The organism is Rheinheimera texasensis (genome assembly GCF_964031785.1).
In the GTDB taxonomy this organism is placed as follows: Bacteria; Pseudomonadota; Gammaproteobacteria; order Enterobacterales; family Alteromonadaceae; genus Pararheinheimera; species Pararheinheimera texasensis_A.
In genome coordinates, this window is sequence record NZ_CAXIRE010000018.1 from 55,867 (window position 1) to 73,400 (window position 17,534).

17 protein-coding genes are annotated in these 17,534 nt (G+C 53.0%); 13 read left to right on the top strand and 4 right to left on the bottom strand.

Features of this window, described 5'->3' with window-relative positions; all coding sequences use genetic code 11:
• Window positions 1-7: 7 nt before the first annotated feature.
• Complete coding sequence (locus tag ABNT34_RS07760) at window positions 8-1,720, bottom strand: GNAT family N-acyltransferase (protein ID WP_348730351.1); 1,713 nt, start codon at window positions 1,718-1,720, stop codon at window positions 8-10.
• 178 nt (window positions 1,721-1,898) lie between these two features.
• On the opposite strand from ABNT34_RS07760, the gene ABNT34_RS07765 reads away from it, so the two are divergent.
• The 3 genes from ABNT34_RS07765 to ABNT34_RS07775 are packed head-to-tail and all read left to right on the top strand — an operon-like array spanning window position 1,899 to window position 4,200.
• Window positions 1,899-2,822, top strand: a complete 924-nt coding sequence (locus ABNT34_RS07765; protein WP_348730353.1) for a glyoxylate/hydroxypyruvate reductase A — start codon at window positions 1,899-1,901, stop codon at window positions 2,820-2,822.
• Entirely contained in the window at window positions 2,822-3,583 is a 762-nt protein-coding gene (locus ABNT34_RS07770) for an enoyl-CoA hydratase-related protein (RefSeq protein ID WP_348730355.1), read from the top strand. Before ABNT34_RS07765 ends, ABNT34_RS07770 begins: the two co-directional genes overlap by 1 nt.
• 20 nt (window positions 3,584-3,603) lie before the next feature.
• Window positions 3,604-4,200 carry a GNAT family N-acetyltransferase gene (locus ABNT34_RS07775; protein ID WP_348730357.1) on the top strand — a complete coding sequence of 199 codons (597 nt, stop codon included), beginning with the start codon at window positions 3,604-3,606 and terminating at the stop codon, window positions 4,198-4,200.
• Window positions 4,201-4,509: 309 nt separating this feature from the next.
• Here the strand turns inward: ABNT34_RS07775 and smrA are convergent, their stop codons facing one another.
• The gene (gene smrA / locus ABNT34_RS07780; RefSeq protein WP_348730359.1) at window positions 4,510-5,088 is read right to left on the bottom strand and encodes a DNA endonuclease SmrA; all 579 of its coding nucleotides are present in this window, start codon (window positions 5,086-5,088) and stop codon (window positions 4,510-4,512) included.
• 175 nt (window positions 5,089-5,263) lie between these two features.
• Between smrA and ABNT34_RS07785 the strand changes: the two genes are divergently transcribed.
• Complete coding sequence (locus tag ABNT34_RS07785; RefSeq protein ID WP_348730361.1) at window positions 5,264-5,653, top strand: hypothetical protein; 390 nt, start codon at window positions 5,264-5,266, stop codon at window positions 5,651-5,653.
• A gap of 45 nt (window positions 5,654-5,698) precedes the next feature.
• On the opposite strand, the gene ABNT34_RS07790 is transcribed toward ABNT34_RS07785, so the two are convergent.
• A complete protein-coding gene (locus ABNT34_RS07790) occupies window positions 5,699-7,036 on the bottom strand; it encodes a M20/M25/M40 family metallo-hydrolase (RefSeq protein WP_348730363.1) in 1,338 nt (445 codons plus the stop codon).
• 388 nt (window positions 7,037-7,424) lie between these two features.
• Here ABNT34_RS07790 and ABNT34_RS07795 point away from each other — a divergent pair, with 388 nt between their 5' ends.
• On the top strand, window positions 7,425-7,727 hold the full coding sequence (locus tag ABNT34_RS07795; RefSeq protein WP_348730365.1) for a metalloregulator ArsR/SmtB family transcription factor: 303 nt from the start codon (window positions 7,425-7,427) through the stop codon (window positions 7,725-7,727).
• Window positions 7,728-7,916: 189 nt separating this feature from the next.
• Here ABNT34_RS07795 and rpsT read toward each other — a convergent pair whose 3' ends face one another.
• Window positions 7,917-8,189: a 30S ribosomal protein S20 gene (rpsT, locus tag ABNT34_RS07800; protein WP_031567557.1), complete on the bottom strand. Its 273-nt coding sequence runs from the start codon at window positions 8,187-8,189 to the stop codon at window positions 7,917-7,919.
• A 185-nt stretch (window positions 8,190-8,374) separates the two neighbouring features.
• On the opposite strand from rpsT, the gene murJ reads away from it, so the two are divergent.
• Genes murJ through ABNT34_RS07840 form a run of 8 tightly spaced genes read left to right on the top strand, consistent with a single transcriptional unit; the run spans window position 8,375 to window position 17,480 of the window.
• Complete coding sequence (gene murJ, locus ABNT34_RS07805; RefSeq protein WP_348730367.1) at window positions 8,375-9,952, top strand: murein biosynthesis integral membrane protein MurJ; 1,578 nt, start codon at window positions 8,375-8,377, stop codon at window positions 9,950-9,952.
• 49 nt (window positions 9,953-10,001) lie between these two features.
• On the top strand, window positions 10,002-10,931 hold the full coding sequence (ribF, locus tag ABNT34_RS07810) for a bifunctional riboflavin kinase/FAD synthetase (protein ID WP_348730369.1): 930 nt from the start codon (window positions 10,002-10,004) through the stop codon (window positions 10,929-10,931).
• A gap of 50 nt (window positions 10,932-10,981) precedes the next feature.
• Window positions 10,982-13,810 carry an isoleucine--tRNA ligase gene (gene ileS / locus ABNT34_RS07815; RefSeq protein WP_348730371.1) on the top strand — a complete coding sequence of 943 codons (2,829 nt, stop codon included), beginning with the start codon at window positions 10,982-10,984 and terminating at the stop codon, window positions 13,808-13,810.
• Window positions 13,810-14,316 carry a signal peptidase II gene (gene lspA / locus ABNT34_RS07820; RefSeq protein WP_348730373.1) on the top strand — a complete coding sequence of 169 codons (507 nt, stop codon included), beginning with the start codon at window positions 13,810-13,812 and terminating at the stop codon, window positions 14,314-14,316. The genes ileS and lspA overlap by 1 nt, the downstream gene beginning before the upstream one ends.
• Window positions 14,313-14,741, top strand: coding sequence for an FKBP-type peptidyl-prolyl cis-trans isomerase (fkpB, locus tag ABNT34_RS07825; protein ID WP_348730375.1), 429 nt, complete (start codon window positions 14,313-14,315; stop codon window positions 14,739-14,741). Before lspA ends, fkpB begins: the two co-directional genes overlap by 4 nt.
• A 2-nt stretch (window positions 14,742-14,743) precedes the next feature.
• Window positions 14,744-15,673, top strand: coding sequence for a 4-hydroxy-3-methylbut-2-enyl diphosphate reductase (gene ispH / locus ABNT34_RS07830; RefSeq protein ID WP_348730377.1), 930 nt, complete (start codon window positions 14,744-14,746; stop codon window positions 15,671-15,673).
• Complete coding sequence (locus ABNT34_RS07835; protein ID WP_348730379.1) at window positions 15,674-16,783, top strand: histidine kinase; 1,110 nt, start codon at window positions 15,674-15,676, stop codon at window positions 16,781-16,783.
• Window positions 16,764-17,480, top strand: a complete 717-nt coding sequence (locus tag ABNT34_RS07840; RefSeq protein ID WP_348730381.1) for a LytTR family DNA-binding domain-containing protein — start codon at window positions 16,764-16,766, stop codon at window positions 17,478-17,480. Before ABNT34_RS07835 ends, ABNT34_RS07840 begins: the two co-directional genes overlap by 20 nt.
• Window positions 17,481-17,534 lie beyond the last annotated feature (54 nt).

The following is a 17,534-nucleotide window of genomic DNA, read 5'->3' on the forward strand; positions in this document are numbered from 1 at the left end:
TTTGTTTTTAGGCGTCACCCAGATATCTCGCCCGTTTTGCCGCTTTGATCTTACTGATATCCACCAGCACCAACCCGTCGATACAATCAGCAAACTCCGGGTCCACGCCAAAAGATAAAAACTGCACACCACCAGGTTCGGCCAGTTCACTGTACTGCTTGTATAAAGTGGGGACCGCGAGGCCCATATTCGCCAGCAAATGTTTCAGCTCGACAAAATCTTCGGTGTAATTGGTACCGCTAAAATGCTGCTGCAGCTGCTGCATCGTGGTGATGTCGAGCGCATAAGGCCGGTTCGGTAAGGCGCTGTCATCTTCGCTGCTGAAATATAAAGTGTAAAAATACACCAGCAAATCGCGTGCAGCTTTTGGGTAGCTGTTTGACAAACTGACACCACCAAACAAATAACGAATGTGCGGCCGTTGTTTTAAATAGGCGCCAATGCCATACCACAGATAATCCAGGCTGCGTTTGCCCCAGTATTTCGGCTGGACAAAACTGCGGCCAAGTTCCAGTCCCTGCGCCAGTACCGGTTGCAGTTGTTCACTGAACTGAAATAACGATGCCGTGTACAAACCTTGCGGGCCGTGCTCTGCAATGACAGGCGCTGCTTCGGCAAAACGATAAGCGCCAACAATTTCCAGCTCGTCGTTGTCCCATAAAATCAGCTGCTGGTAATAACTGTCGTATTTGTCGGTATCACGGCGTTTGCCGCTGCCTTCGCCGACCGCCCGAAAGGCGATTTCACGTAACCGGCCTATTTCGCGCAGCAGCACTGAGCTCGGTTCTGGCTGATACAGATAAATTTGTTTGCCGTCAGCAGTTTCGCCAAGGCGCGGGCATTGGCTGATGGCTTTTTTCAGCATTTGCCGGTCTTCCGGGTGGGCGATAGCCGACTGAGTTTTTAATAGCGGTGTTTTGTCTTTGGCGAGGCGATACAGATGTTTTTTAAACACTTTGACCATGGTTTTATGGTCAAACAACGGCTGGGCAAAGCTGTCGTACGGGATCATGTCACCGATGCGAATGCCAATATGTTTATGCTTTTGCTTAAACATCTCCTGCACCAGCAACATGGTCGACAGCGGCTTGTACAGCATCGAGGCGCCGTAAAACAGCAGTGAATTGCGGGCATCGATATAAATCGGCAGCACAGGCGCTTTGGCGGCCCGGGCAAAACGTAAAAAGCCGCCATGCCATTTACCGTCGCGCACACCGTTCGGTTTGAGCCGCGACACTTCGCCGGCCGGAAATAAAATCACCGCGCCTTCGGCAGCCAGATGGGCACCGATATTATCCAGCATTCGCCGCTCAGTATTGCCTTGCATGTTATTCACTGGCAGCAGCAGGTCGTGCAGCGGGCCGATACTGCTCAGTAACTGATTCGCCACCACTTTGACATCAGGCCGGATATCGCTGACTAACTTAATCAGCGCCAGGCCGTCCAGCGAGCCAATCGGGTGATTGGCGATAATGACGACCCGGCCGGCCGCCGGAATGCGTTCTAATTCGTTGTCACGCACCTGATAGCGGAACGCGAAATAATCCAGTACCTGCTCAACAAACTCCAGGCCAAACAGATGCGGATACTGTGCTGCGAAGCGCTGAAACTCATCTTCATGCAGCAGATGTTTCAGTGCGCCTTTGACCGGTTTGGCCAGCCAGCTGTTGTTATTCAGTTGCGGCAGATGCCGCTCCACGACTTGTTCCACATTTAACATGCTTGCCTCTGTGCCGGCTTGTTCGGTATCACGCCAAGGCTAAGCAGGCTGTATGACAGTCTGGTCACAGAATTATGGCAATTTGCTGAAATTTCAGGCGGCTGGTCGGTGATCATGCTGGTCAGGCAGGGACGGGGCTGTTTAGAATGAAGGCCAATTTTCGTTGGCTGAGCCTGTTATGAGCATTGCGCTGATTATTCCTGACCGAAAACTAGACGGCGTCGTTGCGGCGTTACAGCAACAATTGCCGGAGGTGGCGATTGAAGTCTGGCCGCAGCTGCACAATCCGACCGCTGTCGATTTTGCCGTGCTGTGGAAACAGCCGCCAGGCGTCGTGGCTTCTTTACCCAACCTCAAGGCGTTGCAGTCCTTTGGTGCCGGTGTCGACAGTATTATGTCAGACAGCACCTTGCCACCAACCTTACCGCTGGCGCGCATCGTCGACCCGCATCTGACTGCGTCTATGCTGCAATACCTCGATACCGTGCTGAATTATTACCGGCTGCGGTTTGATGAATTCAGCGCCAATCAGCAGCAACAGCTGTGGAAGCCGCGTTCAGCGCGGAAAATTCAGCAGATTTGTGTGCTGGGCTTAGGCGAGCTGGGTGCCGCGGCGGCACAACATTTTGCCGCTTTGGGTTATCAGGTCAGCGGTTGGTCTGGCAGTCAGCGCCACATCAGCGGCGTACAGTGTTTTGCCGGAGCTGAGCAGTTTGCCGCTGCGGTAAAAGAGGCGGATCTGTTGATTTGTCTGTTGCCGTTAACGCCGGCGACAGAAAATCTGTTGAATGAAACGCGGCTCGCACAGCTTAAACCAGGCGCTATTCTGGTCAACGTGGCGCGTGGTGCTATTGTGGATGACGAGGCGTTGCTCACGGCGCTGCACAGTGGTCAGATTGCGGCGGCTTGCCTTGATGTATTCCGTACAGAACCTTTGCCGGCTGAGCATCCGTTCTGGCACACATCGGGTGTGTTATTAACACCGCATATTTCGGCAGTGACCAATGCCGATACTGCTGTGGCACAAATTGCCGAAAACTACCGCCGGGTGCAGGCTGGCCTGCCGATGGTCAATCAGGTCGACCGCACAAGAGGATACTGATGGCTGCTTATACCTTAGAAATCATTGATCACCTCGCGGTGCTGACGTTAGTCAGCAGCGAAAAACGTAACTTGTTAACACCGGTCTCTGCGCTGGAAATTGCCAAAGCGGTAGAAGGTTTGCTGGATAACCCGGCAGTCAAAGCCTTAGCAGTAACGGGGCGCGCCGGCGCATTTTGCTCCGGTGCCGATTTGTCGGCGCTGCAGCAGGCCGCGCACGGTGACGGCGAAGAGTTGCAGCAGATTTATTCGGCTTTTACCTCAGTCGCGCATAGCCCGTTATTTACCATAGCGCTGGTCAATGGTCCGGCCTTAGGTGCCGGCATGAATCTGGCGATGGCTTGTGATATTCGCCTGGCGAGTCCGGAAGCCTGGTTTGAAAGCCGGTTTTTTAATCTCGCCATTCATCCGGGCGGCGGTCACACCTGGCTGTTACCGCAACTGGTCGGCTGGCAGCAGGCGGCGGCGATGATTTTTTCCGGCGAGCGTTTGTCGGCCCAGCAAGCGCTGACACAGGGTTTTGTCAAAGAACTACTTGATGAAGAAGTGCTGCTGACCCGAGCCAAACAACTCTGTGCTCACCTGGCGACAATCCCGACCGCACTGGTGCGCCAGACCAAAACCTCGATGCTGCAGCTACGCAGCTGTTACCGGCAGGATGATGCGGTAGCCTTTGAGTTCCGCCAACAGTTTCAGTCGCTGCAGACCGATGCGGCGCAACAACATATTGCCGCGCTGCTGCAACGGATCCAAAGCAAATAACATTGTACGAAGGAACAAATATGGCAGTCAGCCAAAACAACGCCGGGATCGTGACCACCTGGTATCTTGATTATCAAGGGGATGCGCTGCAGGTTCCGCAGTGGCCTGAGGGTTTTAGTCTGCTGGAGGCTGAAGTTGTCAGTCCGGAATTCAGCCAGTTTTTGTTTAGTGCTGTAGGGACGCCCTGGGGCTGGTTCAGCCGGCTGAGCTGGACCTATCAGGACTGGCTGGATTACCTGAGCACGGGACAGGTCCGGACCTGGGTGCTTTACAAACAAGGTACACCGGCGGGTTTTATTGAGTTATGGCGTCACCCCGAAGATGAAAACAGTGTCGAGCTGAAGTTTTTCGGCATCATGCCGGCTTTTATTGGTCAGGGGCTGGGCCCGAAAATGGCGCTTGCCGCAGTCGCGTTGGCGCAGCAATGGAGTCCGGGCCGGATTTGGCTGAACACTTGCAGCGACGATCATCCGGCGGCACTGAAAACCTATCAAAGTGCTGGTTTTGTCGTGGTGGGTGAAGAGCAGGAAGTGGCGGCTTTACCGGCAAATTATGACAGCCTGGCCCTGGCAGCGCCTTATGTACAAAGCCGGCTGGCGCGTTTTAAACAAAACTGAATAAATTGTCGGATCAATTGGTTAGAGCTGTTGTGATCCGACTTTAAACTGTCTACACTGGCGAAGATACCAGTTTTGGAACAGTTGACCCCTTTGGTCAGCGCAGGCGATATGGCCGTAATTCCAACCGGGTGTTGCATTTACCCTGACAACAAAAGCAATGAGGGGGCCCCATGCGTAAAGCATCCAGCCGCGGTTTTGGTTTCACTGCTATCGCAGTGCTTGTTATCCTGATGGCCTGTTCGGCCTTGTTCACCAGTGCAGAAGCAGCAGTGTTGTTACTGAGCTGAGCTTCATCTGACAACAAACTTACCTTTTCTGATGCATTTCGCGGTTTTCGCGTTTTTGCTCGGCATTTTTCTGCAATAACACATAAGTTGCTGCATAACCGCCCTGGGCTTTTAAGGCGGTATGGCAAGCCAGCACTTGTGGGATTTGCTGCAGCCATTTAAAGGTGTAGCTGCGCAAAATCGCCGGATGCGGTTTACTGTCGCGGCCCATACCGTGATGCACCAGTAAAGTCCGGATGCCGCGTTGATGGCAATCCAACACAAACTGCGCCAGTGCTGAACGGGCTTCCACCAGCGATTTACCCAGTAACATCAGCGTGGCATCGACCTGATATTTGCCTAACCGCAGATTTTTGTAGACCCCTTCCTGTACTCCATCTTTTTTGTAGGCAAGGATTTCGTCAGGTTTGACCAAATCTACATATTCCATACTCAGATAGTTGGGGTCGTATTCCGGCTCGAGCTCCGCAGCTTTGCGTCGGGCCAGCTGCGCCAGCGTCGGCGATCCTGCGCCATTTTCATCAGCTAATACGTCGGTATCCAGTCGTTTAACGCCAGACATTTCCTGTAAAAATAACTCGAGTTCATCATTGGCCATATTCGATACTTCAGATTAGCAATGTGGAATAAGCCGGATTATACGCGGCCTGTTGCGCTCAGACCATGCGGGGCTTTGATTTCCGCAGCCCAAAACGACCAAATGGCCGCAACTGGCAGCCGGAGCACTTTCAGCTAGACTGCAAAGAGAGTGGGTTGTAAAGCGGAGTGGACCGATGTTATCACAACGGGTTTATGAGAGTTTGCCGTATCTGTATTTGGGACTTGGGGTGGCTATTTTGTGCTCGGTAAAAAATCCTTATGCCTTGTCCTCTGCGTTGCTATTTATCCTGGCCGGCGCTGTGGTCTGGGTCGTGCGTTCAGAGCATCGGCGGATCCGCCATCGACTGACGCCGCAGCTTCATGGCAGGTTACCATTCTGGTGTTATGAAATGTTGCCGTTTAGTTATCTGACTTTGGGGTTATCACTATTGGTCTATAGCGATAATATGTTGATGTACCCATCGGCCGTGGTGTTAGCGGTGATCGGTTTTCAGGTTTGGCTGATGCGGGCGTTGCAACGTCGTCCGGCTCATCAGTTATCGGTAAAGCGGGTGTCAGGCTGAAGCTTTGAGCCAAGCCCGGAGAAAACCGGGCCTGGCACAATATAGTTACTTGCGAAAATCCACAGTACTGTTGGCCACGGCACTGGTCATGCGGATCCAGGCTTGCAGATTCTGCTGCAGTGCTGCCGGGTCAATCTTATCCAGCGTATCGTTTGGCGTGTGATGATAGTCAAAATAATCAGAGCCATCCTGCTCCAGACTGACCACGGGCACACCCAGCGCTTTTAACACGGACACATCCGGTCCACCAAAGGCCTCGTTGTTACCCGGCTGAATTTGTAACGGTGTCAGCTGTTTTTGGATCTCAGCAGCGAATGCCAGAGATTTGGGGCCGAACTTAGTCGAGAATTGCCAGATGCGGCCGGCACCAAAGTCTGATTCCGACGCTAACACATGTTTGTCCAGTTCTTTGGCATGTTTTGCCGCATAAGCGCGGGCACCTACTAAACCACCTTCTTCATTACCGTACAACACGACACGAATAGTGCGCTTTGGCTGGCCTTGTTGTTTGATGAGCGCAGCGGTTGCCATCACTAAGCCGACACCGGCGCCGTCGTCCAGCGCGCCTGTGCCCTGATCCCATGAATCCAGGTGGGCGCCAATCAGCACAATTTCGTCCGGCCGTTCTGAGCCGGTGATTTCACCAATGACATTGTGGCTGATCGCATCTTCGGTTTGTTGAGTGTCGAGCTGCAGTTTGATTTTCGCCTCTGGCGCCTTGGTCAGGATCCGCGCTAATTGCTGGGCATCGGGTGCGGAGACGGCTACGGCCGGAATTTTCGGCACTGCAGGGTCATAGGTCATTTTACCGGTGTGAGCAAAACGATTGCTGCTGGTGCCGACCGAACGAATAATCAGCGCTTTGGCACCAAGCCGGGCGGCCTCAACAGCGCCTTTGGCGCGGGCTCCAACCACTTTGCCGTATTGAGAACCGGCTTTGTCTTTGATCATGGCTTTATTGATAAATACAATTTTGCCTTTCACTTGTTCCGGTTTAGCAGCCATCAGCGCTTCTAGGCTGTCGAACATCACCAGGCTGGCGTCAATGCCATTAGCCGGAGTGCCGACAGACCCACCCAAAGCGGTCAGCACTAAGGCTTGTGGAAAAGGCGACAGAATTTCCAACCGGGCCTGGCCACGCTGCCAATACGGGGTGACAAATTCTTCGGTCCAGACTTTGTCAAAACCCAGCGCTTGCAGGTTTTTTGTGGCCCAAGCCACCGATGCCCGATCGCCCGGACTACCGGCCAGCCGTGGGCCAACTTCTGTGGTCAGACTTTCAGTCAGCTGATAAGCAAGCTGCTCATTGAGGGGCGTTGAGGCAGCCAGACTGCAATACGGAGTCAGCAGCAGACTTAACAAAAGTGGTTTCAGCGCATTCATATAGTTCCCGGAATTTTTTGTGTGTTGTAGTTGTCAATCTAACATAGCGTCCCAAGTTATCAGAAGGGCAGCATGACCCGTTTCCTGTGGAGTTAGTCGCAGTCGCGGACAGCGGAAATATACAAAAGTTAACATTTTGTAGGTATGCAATTGCTTTATTAGCACGGTATAATTTGGCTGCTTTTTGGTAACAGTCACGCCAAACAAGGCTTTCAGGACAGTTCTTTCTGCTTTTTGGTGCGTATTCTGATGTTGTTTTTTCTAAATTAAAAATCATTGAAAGTTAATTAATTAGAAAAAATAAGCAACTATTTCACAAGATTACTATTGTAAGCTACGGCTTGCCTGTTAGATAATGAGACGTCTAGACATGCACGGTGAAAACAACATGAACTTACAAGATATGGTGAATAATTCGGCTAAAGCGGTCAGACTGCTAAAAGCTGTATCGAATGAGCGCCGGCTGTTAATCCTGTGCCATTTGCTAAGCGGTGAATTATCGGTTGGTGAAATGAATGAAAAGCTGGGGTTAAGCCAGTCAGCGTTATCGCAGCATCTGGCATTGTTACGCCGCAATAAGCTGGTGAAAACCCGCAAAGAAGCGCAAACAGTATTTTACAGTATGAATAGTAAAGAAGCAGAAGCAGTGATTGGTTTGATGCACTCGCTGTACTGCGCAAAGGCTGCCTGAACGAACATTTAATCATTAATTCAGAACGCGCCTGAGGCAAAATAAAAAACCAGCTTTTCAGCTGGTTTTTTTGTTTCTTGTCGTTGGTCCTGATTAAAATCAGATAATCATCGACATTGACTGCTGCGGCCTGACAATATCCGCAGATACAAAAAAACGCCTTTCGGCGTTTCTTTGTGAGCTAATCAATTAAGCAGCTGTTACCAATGCCTTAACGTGGGCATTTAAACGTGACTTATGACGAGCTGCTTTGTTTTTATGGATCAGACCTTTGTCTGCCATACGGTCCAGCACTGGAACCATTTTCTTGAACGCTTCTTGTGCGGCTACTGCATCAGTAGTTAACACTGCTGCGTAGGTTTTCTTAATGAAAGTACGCATCATTGAGCGCTGACTTGCGTTTTGCTGACGACGCTTTTCTGATTGAATAGCGCGTTTCTTAGCAGACTTAATGTTAGCCAAGGTAACACTCCTAAAAACTAAACCGGGACTCTTTAAAGGCCGCATAATATGCCTATTTTATCGCCCTGTGTCAAATCATTTTGCGGCTGTTTTCAGTGATTTTGAACGGATTAAAATCACAGGAAGCTGGCATAAAGCAGATGCTTTAGTGACAATAGCGCCAGAAGCAAAAGATGGAGTTTCCCTTGTCTGCGAAGTTATTGAAATCCGGCATGATTGTCAGCGTGATGACGCTGATTTCCCGGGTGTTGGGACTGGTTCGTGACGTGGTCACCGCCAACGTATTAGGTGCCGGCGCAGCCGCTGACGTCTTTTTGATGGTCAACCGTATTCCGAATTTCTTGCGCCGGCTGTTTGCCGAAGGCGCATTCTCGCAGGCTTTTGTGCCTGTGTTGTCTGAAGTCAAAGCCAAACATGGTGATGACGCCGTACGAGAGCTGATGGCGAAGGCGGCGGGGACCCTCGGGATGATTGTCACTGTGGTGACTTTACTGGCGATGCTGGGGTCGCCGGTGCTGATGGCGCTGTTTGGCATGGGCTGGTTTGAAGACTATCTGCAAGGCGGCCCAGATGGCGTTAAATATGAACAAGCCAGCGTGCTGCTGAAAATCACTTTTCCCTATCTGTGGTTTATTACTTTTGTCGCGCTGTCCGGTGCGGTACTGAACGTTTACAACAAATTTGCCGTGGCGGCGTTCAGCCCGGTATTTCTGAATATTGCCATGATTGGCGCTGCGTTATATCTGACGCCTTACACCGAAGACCCGGCGGCAGCTTTGGCCTGGGGTGTATTTCTGGGTGGTCTGTTTCAATTCTTGTTCCAGCTGCCATTTTTAGCCAAAGCCGGTTTGCTGGTATTACCGCGCTGGGCCTGGCACGATGAATACATCGTCCGTATCCGCAAACTGATGTTGCCGGCGCTGTTTGGCGTCTCGGTCAGCCAAATCAATTTGTTATTGGATGCCATTATCGCGTCCTTCCTGCAAACCGGCTCAGTCAGCTGGTTGTATTACTCCGACCGTTTACTCGAGTTTCCGCTTGGCATGTTTGGCATTGCGATTGCGACCGTGATCCTGCCAAATTTGTCGCGGTTACATGCGCTGGATAATCAAAAAGATTTTCGTGCCACGCTGGACTGGTCCATCAGTCTGATTTGTTTATTAGGCATTCCATCGATGTTTGGCCTGATTGCCCTGGCAGAACCGATTTTGCTGACGGTGTTTGCCCACGGCAAATTCACCGCTTTTGATGCCACTCAGGCCAGCTGGAGTTTGATTGCTTATTGCATCGGCTTGGTGCCATTGATGCTGATTAAAGTACTGGCGCCGGCGTTTTATGCCCGTCAGGACATCAAAACCCCGGTGCGGATTGGCATTATCGCCATGATCGCCAACATGGTATTTAACCTGATGCTGGCGCCTTTTATCAGTTATGTCGGCCTTGCGCTTGCGACCACTATGTCCGGTGCGCTCAATGCATGGCTGCTGTATCAGGGCCTGAAAAAGGCGGACATTTACCAGTTATCCCGCCAGACGTTGCTGACCATAGGCCGCGCTTTATTGGCCGCTACGGCTATGGCGGCGCTGATTTGGTATCTGTTACCCGATATGGCGATGCTACGGGCCAACAGCTTTGGTGAGCGGGCGCATAGCGTCGGTCTGGTGATCCTGGCGGCGGTACCGCTGTATTTTGTCGCGCTGGCGTTGTTGGGCGTCCGTTTGCGTGACCTGAAACGGCAAACTATTGCTGAAAGTCACGACTGATGTCGTTATAATCGGCCGTTTAGACAGCAAGACAGAGAAGCGCAAACGGATGGAGTTGATTCGTGGCCTGCAGAATATTCTGCCGCAGCACCGCGGTTGTGTGCTGACCATTGGCAACTTCGATGGCGTCCATCTCGGGCATCAGGCGGTGTTGGCACAGGTCCGGCAAATCGCGTCTGCGCAGCAGTTGCCGGCAGTGGTGATGGTGTTTGAACCTCAGCCGCTGGAGCTGTTTAAACCGGAACTGGCGCCGGCGCGTTTGACGCGGTTTCGGGAAAAATATCACTGGCTGGCGCAACAAGGTTTAGACCGTCTGCTTTGTGTCAAATTTGACCAGGCTTTTGCCTCGCAGGAGCCGGACTATTTTATCCGGCAGTTATTGCTGGAAAAACTCGATGTGCGGCATTTAATCGTCGGTGACGATTTCTGTTTTGGCAAAAATCGCGCCGGTAACTTTGCGTTGTTGCAACAAGCCGCGACTGAACATGGTTTTGGCTTAACACCGACCGCCAGTCTGAAGCTGGCGCAGCATCGGGTGAGCAGCACGCTGATCCGCGAAGCGCTGGCGGCGGATGATCTGAACAGCGCCGCGGCCATGCTCGGCCGGCCATTCTCGCTGATGGGGCGGGTGCGGCATGGACAAAAGCTCGGGCGGCAACTCGGTTTTCCGACCGCCAACGTCTGGCTGTACCGGAAAAAATTACCGCTGCACGGCGTGTTTGCCATTGAAGCCCATACTGCGCACGGGCATTTTCGCGGCGTGGCGAACATCGGTTTACGCCCGACCGTGCAAGGGCGGGTTGAGCAATTAGAAGCGCATTTCTTTGATTTTAAAGGCGATTTATACGGCCAGCAAATCGAAGTGGTGCTACGAAAAAAAATCCGCGCTGAACAAAAGTTCAGTTCGGTCGACGAATTACAGCTGCAAATTCAACGCGACGCGCAAGCCGCCCGCGACTTTTTTGCCGCTTTGCTTTAATACCAGCACCGCCACAGGCGAGCTGAGACAGCCAACACGGGATTGATCGGATGAGTGATTACAAAGCAACGCTGAACCTGCCGGATACGGCCTTTGCGATGCGCGCCAACCTGGCGCAGCGTGAGCCGCAAATGTTAGCAAACTGGACTGCGGCTGATTTATACGGTCAGATCCGCGCGGCGAAAAAAGGTAAAAAGACCTTTATCCTGCACGACGGCCCGCCGTACGCCAACGGCAACATTCACATCGGCCATGCTGTTAACAAAATCCTCAAAGACTTTATCGTCAAATCCCGCACCCTGGCTGATTTCGACGCGCCTTATGTACCGGGCTGGGACTGCCATGGTCTGCCGATTGAGCTGGTCGTCGAGAAAAAATACGGCAAACCTGGTGTGAAATTATCCGCTGCCGAATTCCGCGAAAAATGCCGTGAATACGCGCTGACGCAAATCGAAGCACAAAAAACCGACTTTATCCGCTTAGGCGTGCTCGGCGACTGGAACAATCCATACCGCACTATGGATTTTGCTTTTGAAGCCAATATCATCCGCTCTTTGTCACGCATTATCGAAAATGGCCATTTGCATCAAGGCTTTAAGCCAGTGCATTGGTGTACCGACTGCGGTTCGGCGTTAGCTGAAGCTGAAGTGGAATATCAGGACAAAGTCTCACCAGCCATCGACGTGCGTTTCCGGGTGGTTGACGAAGCCGTTGCTGATAAATTCGACCATCCTGCTGGCCATGCCGGCACCGGCCCAATCTCGATTGTGATTTGGACCACCACACCATGGACCATTCCGGCCAACCGCGCTGTGGCCCTCAATGCGGCACTGAGCTACAGCCTGGTGCAAGTTGAAGAAGGCCCGAATGGCGCTGAGCGTCTGGTACTGGCCACAGATTTAGTCAAAGACGTGATGGCGCGCGCCGGTATCGAAAAATATCATGCACTGGGTTTTGCCAAAGGCGAAGCGCTGGAGTTGGTGCAGCTCAAGCACCCGTTATACGACTTCACCGTGCCTGTGGTGTTGGGCGACCACGTCACGACAGATTCGGGTACCGGCGCTGTACACACCGCACCAGGTCATGGTCAGGAAGACTTTGTGGTTGGCCTGAAATATGGTCTGGAAGTGGCTAACCCGGTTGGTGGTAATGGTGTTTATCTGCCGGATACGCCAATGTTTGCCGGTCAGCATGTATTTAAAGCCAATGATTCTGTGGTTGAAGCCTTACAGGCTGCTGGTGCACTGCTGGTGCATAAAGCTTACAAACACAGCTATCCGCATTGCTGGCGCCATAAAACGCCAATTATTTTCCGCGCGACGCCGCAGTGGTTTGTCAGCATGGATCAGGCCAAGCTGCGCTCAACTTCTTTAACTGAAATCGATAACACGCGCTGGATCCCGGATTGGGGCCAGCAGCGCATCGAAAACATGGTCGCAGGCCGGCCGGACTGGTGTATTTCCCGCCAGCGCACCTGGGGCGTGCCTATTGCGCTTTTTGTGCATAAAGACACCGGTGCATTGCATCCAAACACCAAAGCGTTGATGGAACAGGTAGCAGCCAAGGTTGAGCAAGCTGGCATTCAGGCCTGGTTTGATTTGGACGCGGCAGAACTGTTAGGTGCTGAAGCGGCAGACTATGTCAAAGTCACTGACACGCTGGACGTCTGGTTTGACTCCGGCGTGACCCACGCCTGTGTGATTGACCCGCGTCCGGAATTTGGCGGTGCAACGCAAGCCGACATGTATTTGGAAGGTTCAGATCAACACCGCGGCTGGTTCATGTCGTCTTTAATGACAGGTGTCGCCATCAAAGGCCATGCGCCTTACAAACAAGTGCTGACGCACGGTTTCACCGTGGACGGTGAAGGCCGCAAGATGTCGAAATCACTCGGCAACGTGGTATCACCGCAAGATGTGATGAACAAACTCGGTGCTGATATTTTGCGTTTGTGGGTGGCAACGACGGACTACACCTCAGAAATGACCGTTTCTGATGAAATTCTGAATCGTGCAGCCGACAAATACCGCCGTATCCGCAACACCGCACGGTTTATTTTGGCCAACCTGAACGGTTTTAATCCGGCGACAGATTTAGTGCCAATGACTGAGCTGGTTGAGCTGGACCTGTGGATGGTGCAGCGCGCGGCGGAACTGCAAAAAGAAATTGAAGCCGATTACCTGGATTATCAGTTCCACCTGGTCAGCCAGAAGCTGATGAATTTCTGTACTGTGGAACTGGGCAGTTTTTATTTAGACGTGATTAAAGATCGTCAGTACACCGCCAAAACTGATGGTCTGGCGCGGCGTTCTTGTCAAACTGCGCTGTATCACATCATCGAAGCCATGGTGCGCTGGATGGCGCCTATTATGAGTTTCACCGCGCAGGAAATCTGGGAAGCCTTACCTGCTCGCACTGAGCCTTTTGTGTTCACCGGCGTCTGGTACACAGGCCTTGCTGCAGTACCAACCGGCAAAGTGTCAGATGCCTTCTGGCGTCAGCTGCTGGCGGTGCGGGATGAAGTGAATAAGGTCATCGAAGTCGCGCGTAAAGACGGCAACATCGGTGCATCGTTACAGGCAGAAGTCACCTTGTTCGCTGAAGGTGAGCTTGGCGCGCAGCTGCAGCAACTCGGTGATGAACTGCGTTTTGTGCTGATGACATCAACTGCGGCTGTGAAAGTTAGCGCAGCGCCTGCTGATGCGGTCGCAACCGGTATCGCTGGCCTGGCAGTGCAAGTGGTGACATCAACGGCCGCCAAGTGTGACCGTTGCTGGCATCACCGCCACGATGTTGGCGCCAACCCGGCGCACCCGCTGATTTGCCTGCGTTGTGTCGACAACGTCGAAGGTGGCGGCGAACACAGGACTTTTGCCTGATGCGGTTGTTAAACGACACAGGCTGGCGCTTCTGGTGGATAGCGCTGCTGGTGCTGGTCGTCGACCAGCTCAGCAAAATCTGGGTGTTGCAAAACTTCACGCTCGGCGAGTCGATTCAGTTGTTGCCGGTATTTAATTTTACCTATGCCCGCAATTACGGCGCGGCCTTTTCGTTTTTAGGTGACGCCGGTGGCTGGCAACGCTGGTTGTTTACGGCGATCGCAATTGTGGTGACTTGCGTATTAAGCGTCTGGCTGAGCCGGCTGAAGCCAACGCAGCTGAAACTCAGCCTGGCGCTGGTGCTGATTATTGCCGGTGCCATCGGGAATTTAATTGACCGCAGCCTCTATGGTTATGTGGTTGATTTTCTTCATGTCTATTACCAACAATGGCATTATCCGGTGTTTAACATCGCCGATTGTGCCATTACGATTGGTGCCGGTTTACTGATTTGGGACAGCTTTACGTCCGATGATGAACCCGCACAAACGAGGACAAACGGATGATTGGGGCAGGCAGTACCGTCATTTTTCATTTTGATATCAAACTGGCCGACGGCAGCGCCGCGGAAAGCACCCGGGTACACAACAAGCCGGCGAAGCTGCAGATGGGCGATGGCTCGTTATCCCCGGCGTTTGAAGCGGAATTAACCGGTTTACAGGCCGGCGACAAAAAAACTTTTACGCTGGCACCGCAGGATGCTTATGGCATGCCGAATCCGGACAATATTTATTATGTCGACCGCAGCAAATTTTCGCTGGATGCGCCGGCGCAGGTCGGCATGATTATCGGTTTTGCCATGCCGGACGGTTCTGAGTTACCGGGTCTGGTGCGTGAAGTGGTAGGCGATTCGGTTACTATCGATTTTAACCATCCGCTGGCCGGGCAGACCCTGACCTTTAACGTTGAAATTGTTGAGGTTATCAGCTGATTATGGATATTTTTCTCGCCAATCCACGCGGTTTTTGTGCCGGTGTCGACCGGGCCATCAGTATCGTCTCGCGCGCGCTGGAACTGTACGAGCCACCGATTTATGTGCGTCATGAAGTAGTGCACAACAAGTTTGTCGTCGACGGCCTGCGTCGCAGTGGCGCGGTGTTTGTTGACGAGCTGGACGAAGTGCCGGATGGCAATATCGTGATTTTCTCCGCACACGGCGTGTCGCAGGCGGTGCGGGAAAATGCCCGGCAACGTGGTTTGAAAGTGTTTGATGCGACCTGTCCGCTGGTGACCAAAGTGCATATGGAAGTGACCCGCGCCAGCCGTAAAGGTGTCGAATGTATTCTGATTGGCCACGCCGGTCACCCGGAAGTGGAAGGCACCATGGGCCAATACGACAATTCGGAAGGCGGCATTTATCTGGTTGAATCGGTGGAAGATGTGGAAAAACTGCAGGTGAAAAACCCGGCAGAGCTGTGTTTTTCCAGCCAGACCACTTTGTCAGTTGATGATACCGCCGATGTGATTGACGCGCTGCGGCAGAAATTCCCCGATATCGAAGGCCCACGGAAAGACGACATCTGCTATGCCACGCAAAACCGCCAGGACGCCGTGCGGGAACTGGCTGCTAAGGTGCAGTTATTGCTGGTGGTCGGTGCGAAAAACTCCAGTAATTCCAATCGGCTGCGTGAACTGGCGGAAAAAATGGGCTGCTGTGCTTATCTGATTGATACTGCTGCAGATATTCAGCAGGACTGGCTGCAGGATGTCAAAGCTGTTGGCGTCACTGCCGGTGCTTCTGCCCCAGAAGTGCTGGTGCAACAAGTAGTACAACAATTGACCGCCTGGGGCGGCAAACAAGTGATTGAACATCCGGGCCGCGAAGAAAACGTGGTATTTGCCGTTCCGGCGGAGCTGCGCTGAGTGAGCCTTCGGCAACGCGGTGCTCATTCGCAGCGCGTTGGTCAGCTGCAGCGCAATGCTGTGGCGCCCCGCATGCCGGTCGAACAATTACTACCGGAGTTTTGCCGCAGTGGTACTGTGCTGCGCATCATTATTCTGGCGCAGGCGCTGGCGATTTTGCTGGCGCTGGTGCCGGGTGTGACCTCTGAATTCTGGTCGCGGCTTGGCCTCATTTCTTTATTTGTGCATTGGGTGACGTTACCGTTACTGGCACTGCTTTGTGTGTTTCAACGCTATTGGCGTCAGTTCAGCCCGCCGGCATTGGCCTGGCTTTTCCTGTTATTGCTACTGCTGATCAGCCTGGTCGTTGGCACTTTTGCCCATCAGTTCTTACAAAGCGCTGGCTGGCCAGGCGCCGGTGCGTATCACAGTTTTTTGCTGCAAGTGTTGTTAATGAGCCTGCTGGTGGGGGTCATTGGTATTCAGCTCGGCACTTTGTATGTGCAGCAGCGGCTTCGCCTTGATGCGCAGGCGCGCGCTGAACTGGACGCGTTGCAGGCGCGGATCCGGCCACATTTTTTGTTTAACAGCCTGAACACCGCCGCTGAACTGACCCATAGCCAGCCTGATCTGGCGGAACAGGCCTTGCTGGACCTCGCGAGCCTGTTCCGGGCAGCGCTGCATTCGGATACCGCGGTCACGCTCGAAGAGGATTTGTTACTGGCGCGGCGTTATCTGGCGCTGGAGCAACTGCGGCTACAACACCGGCTGCAGCTGGATTGGCAGGTGCCGGCGCAGTTACCACAACTAAAAATCCCTTGTCTGACCCTACAGCCTTTGCTGGAAAATGCTGTGCGCCATGGCATCGAAACGCGCTCTGAACCCGGATTGATCCGGCTGGTACTGACGCTGGGTACTGACGCCGTCAGTTTGCAGATTGAAAATCCACGCGGTCAGAACCGGCCGCATTCTGGTGGCAATGGTATTGCGCTGGCGAATATCCGCCGCCGGCTGGAACTGATGTATGGCGACAAAGCCAGGCTTGTGGCGGTGATGAGTGCCGACAGCTATGGTTTGAAACTGACGTTGCCGTTGGCAGAGGAGGGCAGTGATGCGCGTACTCATCGTTGATGACGAACCCCTGGCCCGTAGCCGGCTCAGTCGTTTATTAACGCAGCTCAATGATTATCAGGTGGTGGGCGAGGCGGAAAACGGTCAGCAGGCGCTGCAGCTTTGTGCCGGGTTAAACCCTGATTTAGTGTTTCTCGATATTGAAATGCCCGGTGCTGACGGGCTCAGTGTGGCGGCAGAACTTGGTAACAATCAGCCGCCGCCGGCGGTGATTTTTGTCACGGCACACCCGCAACATGCGCTGGCGGCCTATCAGGTCGCGCCGGCCGGTTATTTGCTCAAACCCGTTGGTCTGGAGGCTTTACAGCAGTGCCTGCAACGGCTGGGGGTCAGTACCCGTGTCCATCTGGAAAAACAAAAAGCCAGTGCACCGCGGCTGACTTTCCGCATTGGGCTGGAGCAACGCAGCATTCTGCTCAGCGAACTATTTTATCTGCAGGCGGAAGACAAATATGTGCGGCTGGTGTATCAGGGCGGCGAAGCGCTGACCGAAACCAGTCTGAAACAACTGCAACAGAAATTTCCGCAGCAATTAGTCCGTATTCACCGCAATACGCTGGTGGTGGCGGAGCGTATCTGTGGCATTGGCCGCTCTGCTGACGGACAGCATGTGGTGTTGTTACGGGATTGCCCGGACCAGCCGGAGATCAGCCGCCGTGAGTTGGTGCATATTCGAGAACTGATCGGCGAAAGCTGACGGATAAAAGCCGGCAGCAAAAACAAAGCTGCCGGCAGCTATTAAAAAGTGCGG

Excerpts from the sequence above, each read along its gene's own strand:
- ABNT34_RS07760 (WP_348730351.1), bottom strand. The coding sequence starts at position 1,720 with ATGTTAAATGTGGAACAAGTCGTGGAGCGGCATCTGCCGCAACTGAAT.
- ABNT34_RS07765 (WP_348730353.1), top strand. The coding sequence starts at position 1,899 with ATGAGCATTGCGCTGATTATTCCTGACCGAAAACTAGACGGCGTCGTT.
- ABNT34_RS07770 (WP_348730355.1), top strand. The coding sequence starts at position 2,822 with ATGGCTGCTTATACCTTAGAAATCATTGATCACCTCGCGGTGCTGACG.
- ABNT34_RS07775 (WP_348730357.1), top strand. The coding sequence starts at position 3,604 with ATGGCAGTCAGCCAAAACAACGCCGGGATCGTGACCACCTGGTATCTT.
- smrA (WP_348730359.1), bottom strand. The coding sequence starts at position 5,088 with ATGGCCAATGATGAACTCGAGTTATTTTTACAGGAAATGTCTGGCGTT.
- ABNT34_RS07785 (WP_348730361.1), top strand. The coding sequence starts at position 5,264 with ATGTTATCACAACGGGTTTATGAGAGTTTGCCGTATCTGTATTTGGGA.
- ABNT34_RS07790 (WP_348730363.1), bottom strand. The coding sequence starts at position 7,036 with ATGAATGCGCTGAAACCACTTTTGTTAAGTCTGCTGCTGACTCCGTAT.
- ABNT34_RS07795 (WP_348730365.1), top strand. The coding sequence starts at position 7,425 with ATGAACTTACAAGATATGGTGAATAATTCGGCTAAAGCGGTCAGACTG.
- ribF (WP_348730369.1), top strand. The coding sequence starts at position 10,002 with ATGGAGTTGATTCGTGGCCTGCAGAATATTCTGCCGCAGCACCGCGGT.
- ileS (WP_348730371.1), top strand. The coding sequence starts at position 10,982 with ATGAGTGATTACAAAGCAACGCTGAACCTGCCGGATACGGCCTTTGCG.
- lspA (WP_348730373.1), top strand. The coding sequence starts at position 13,810 with ATGCGGTTGTTAAACGACACAGGCTGGCGCTTCTGGTGGATAGCGCTG.
- fkpB (WP_348730375.1), top strand. The coding sequence starts at position 14,313 with ATGATTGGGGCAGGCAGTACCGTCATTTTTCATTTTGATATCAAACTG.
- ispH (WP_348730377.1), top strand. The coding sequence starts at position 14,744 with ATGGATATTTTTCTCGCCAATCCACGCGGTTTTTGTGCCGGTGTCGAC.
- ABNT34_RS07840 (WP_348730381.1), top strand. The coding sequence starts at position 16,764 with ATGCGCGTACTCATCGTTGATGACGAACCCCTGGCCCGTAGCCGGCTC.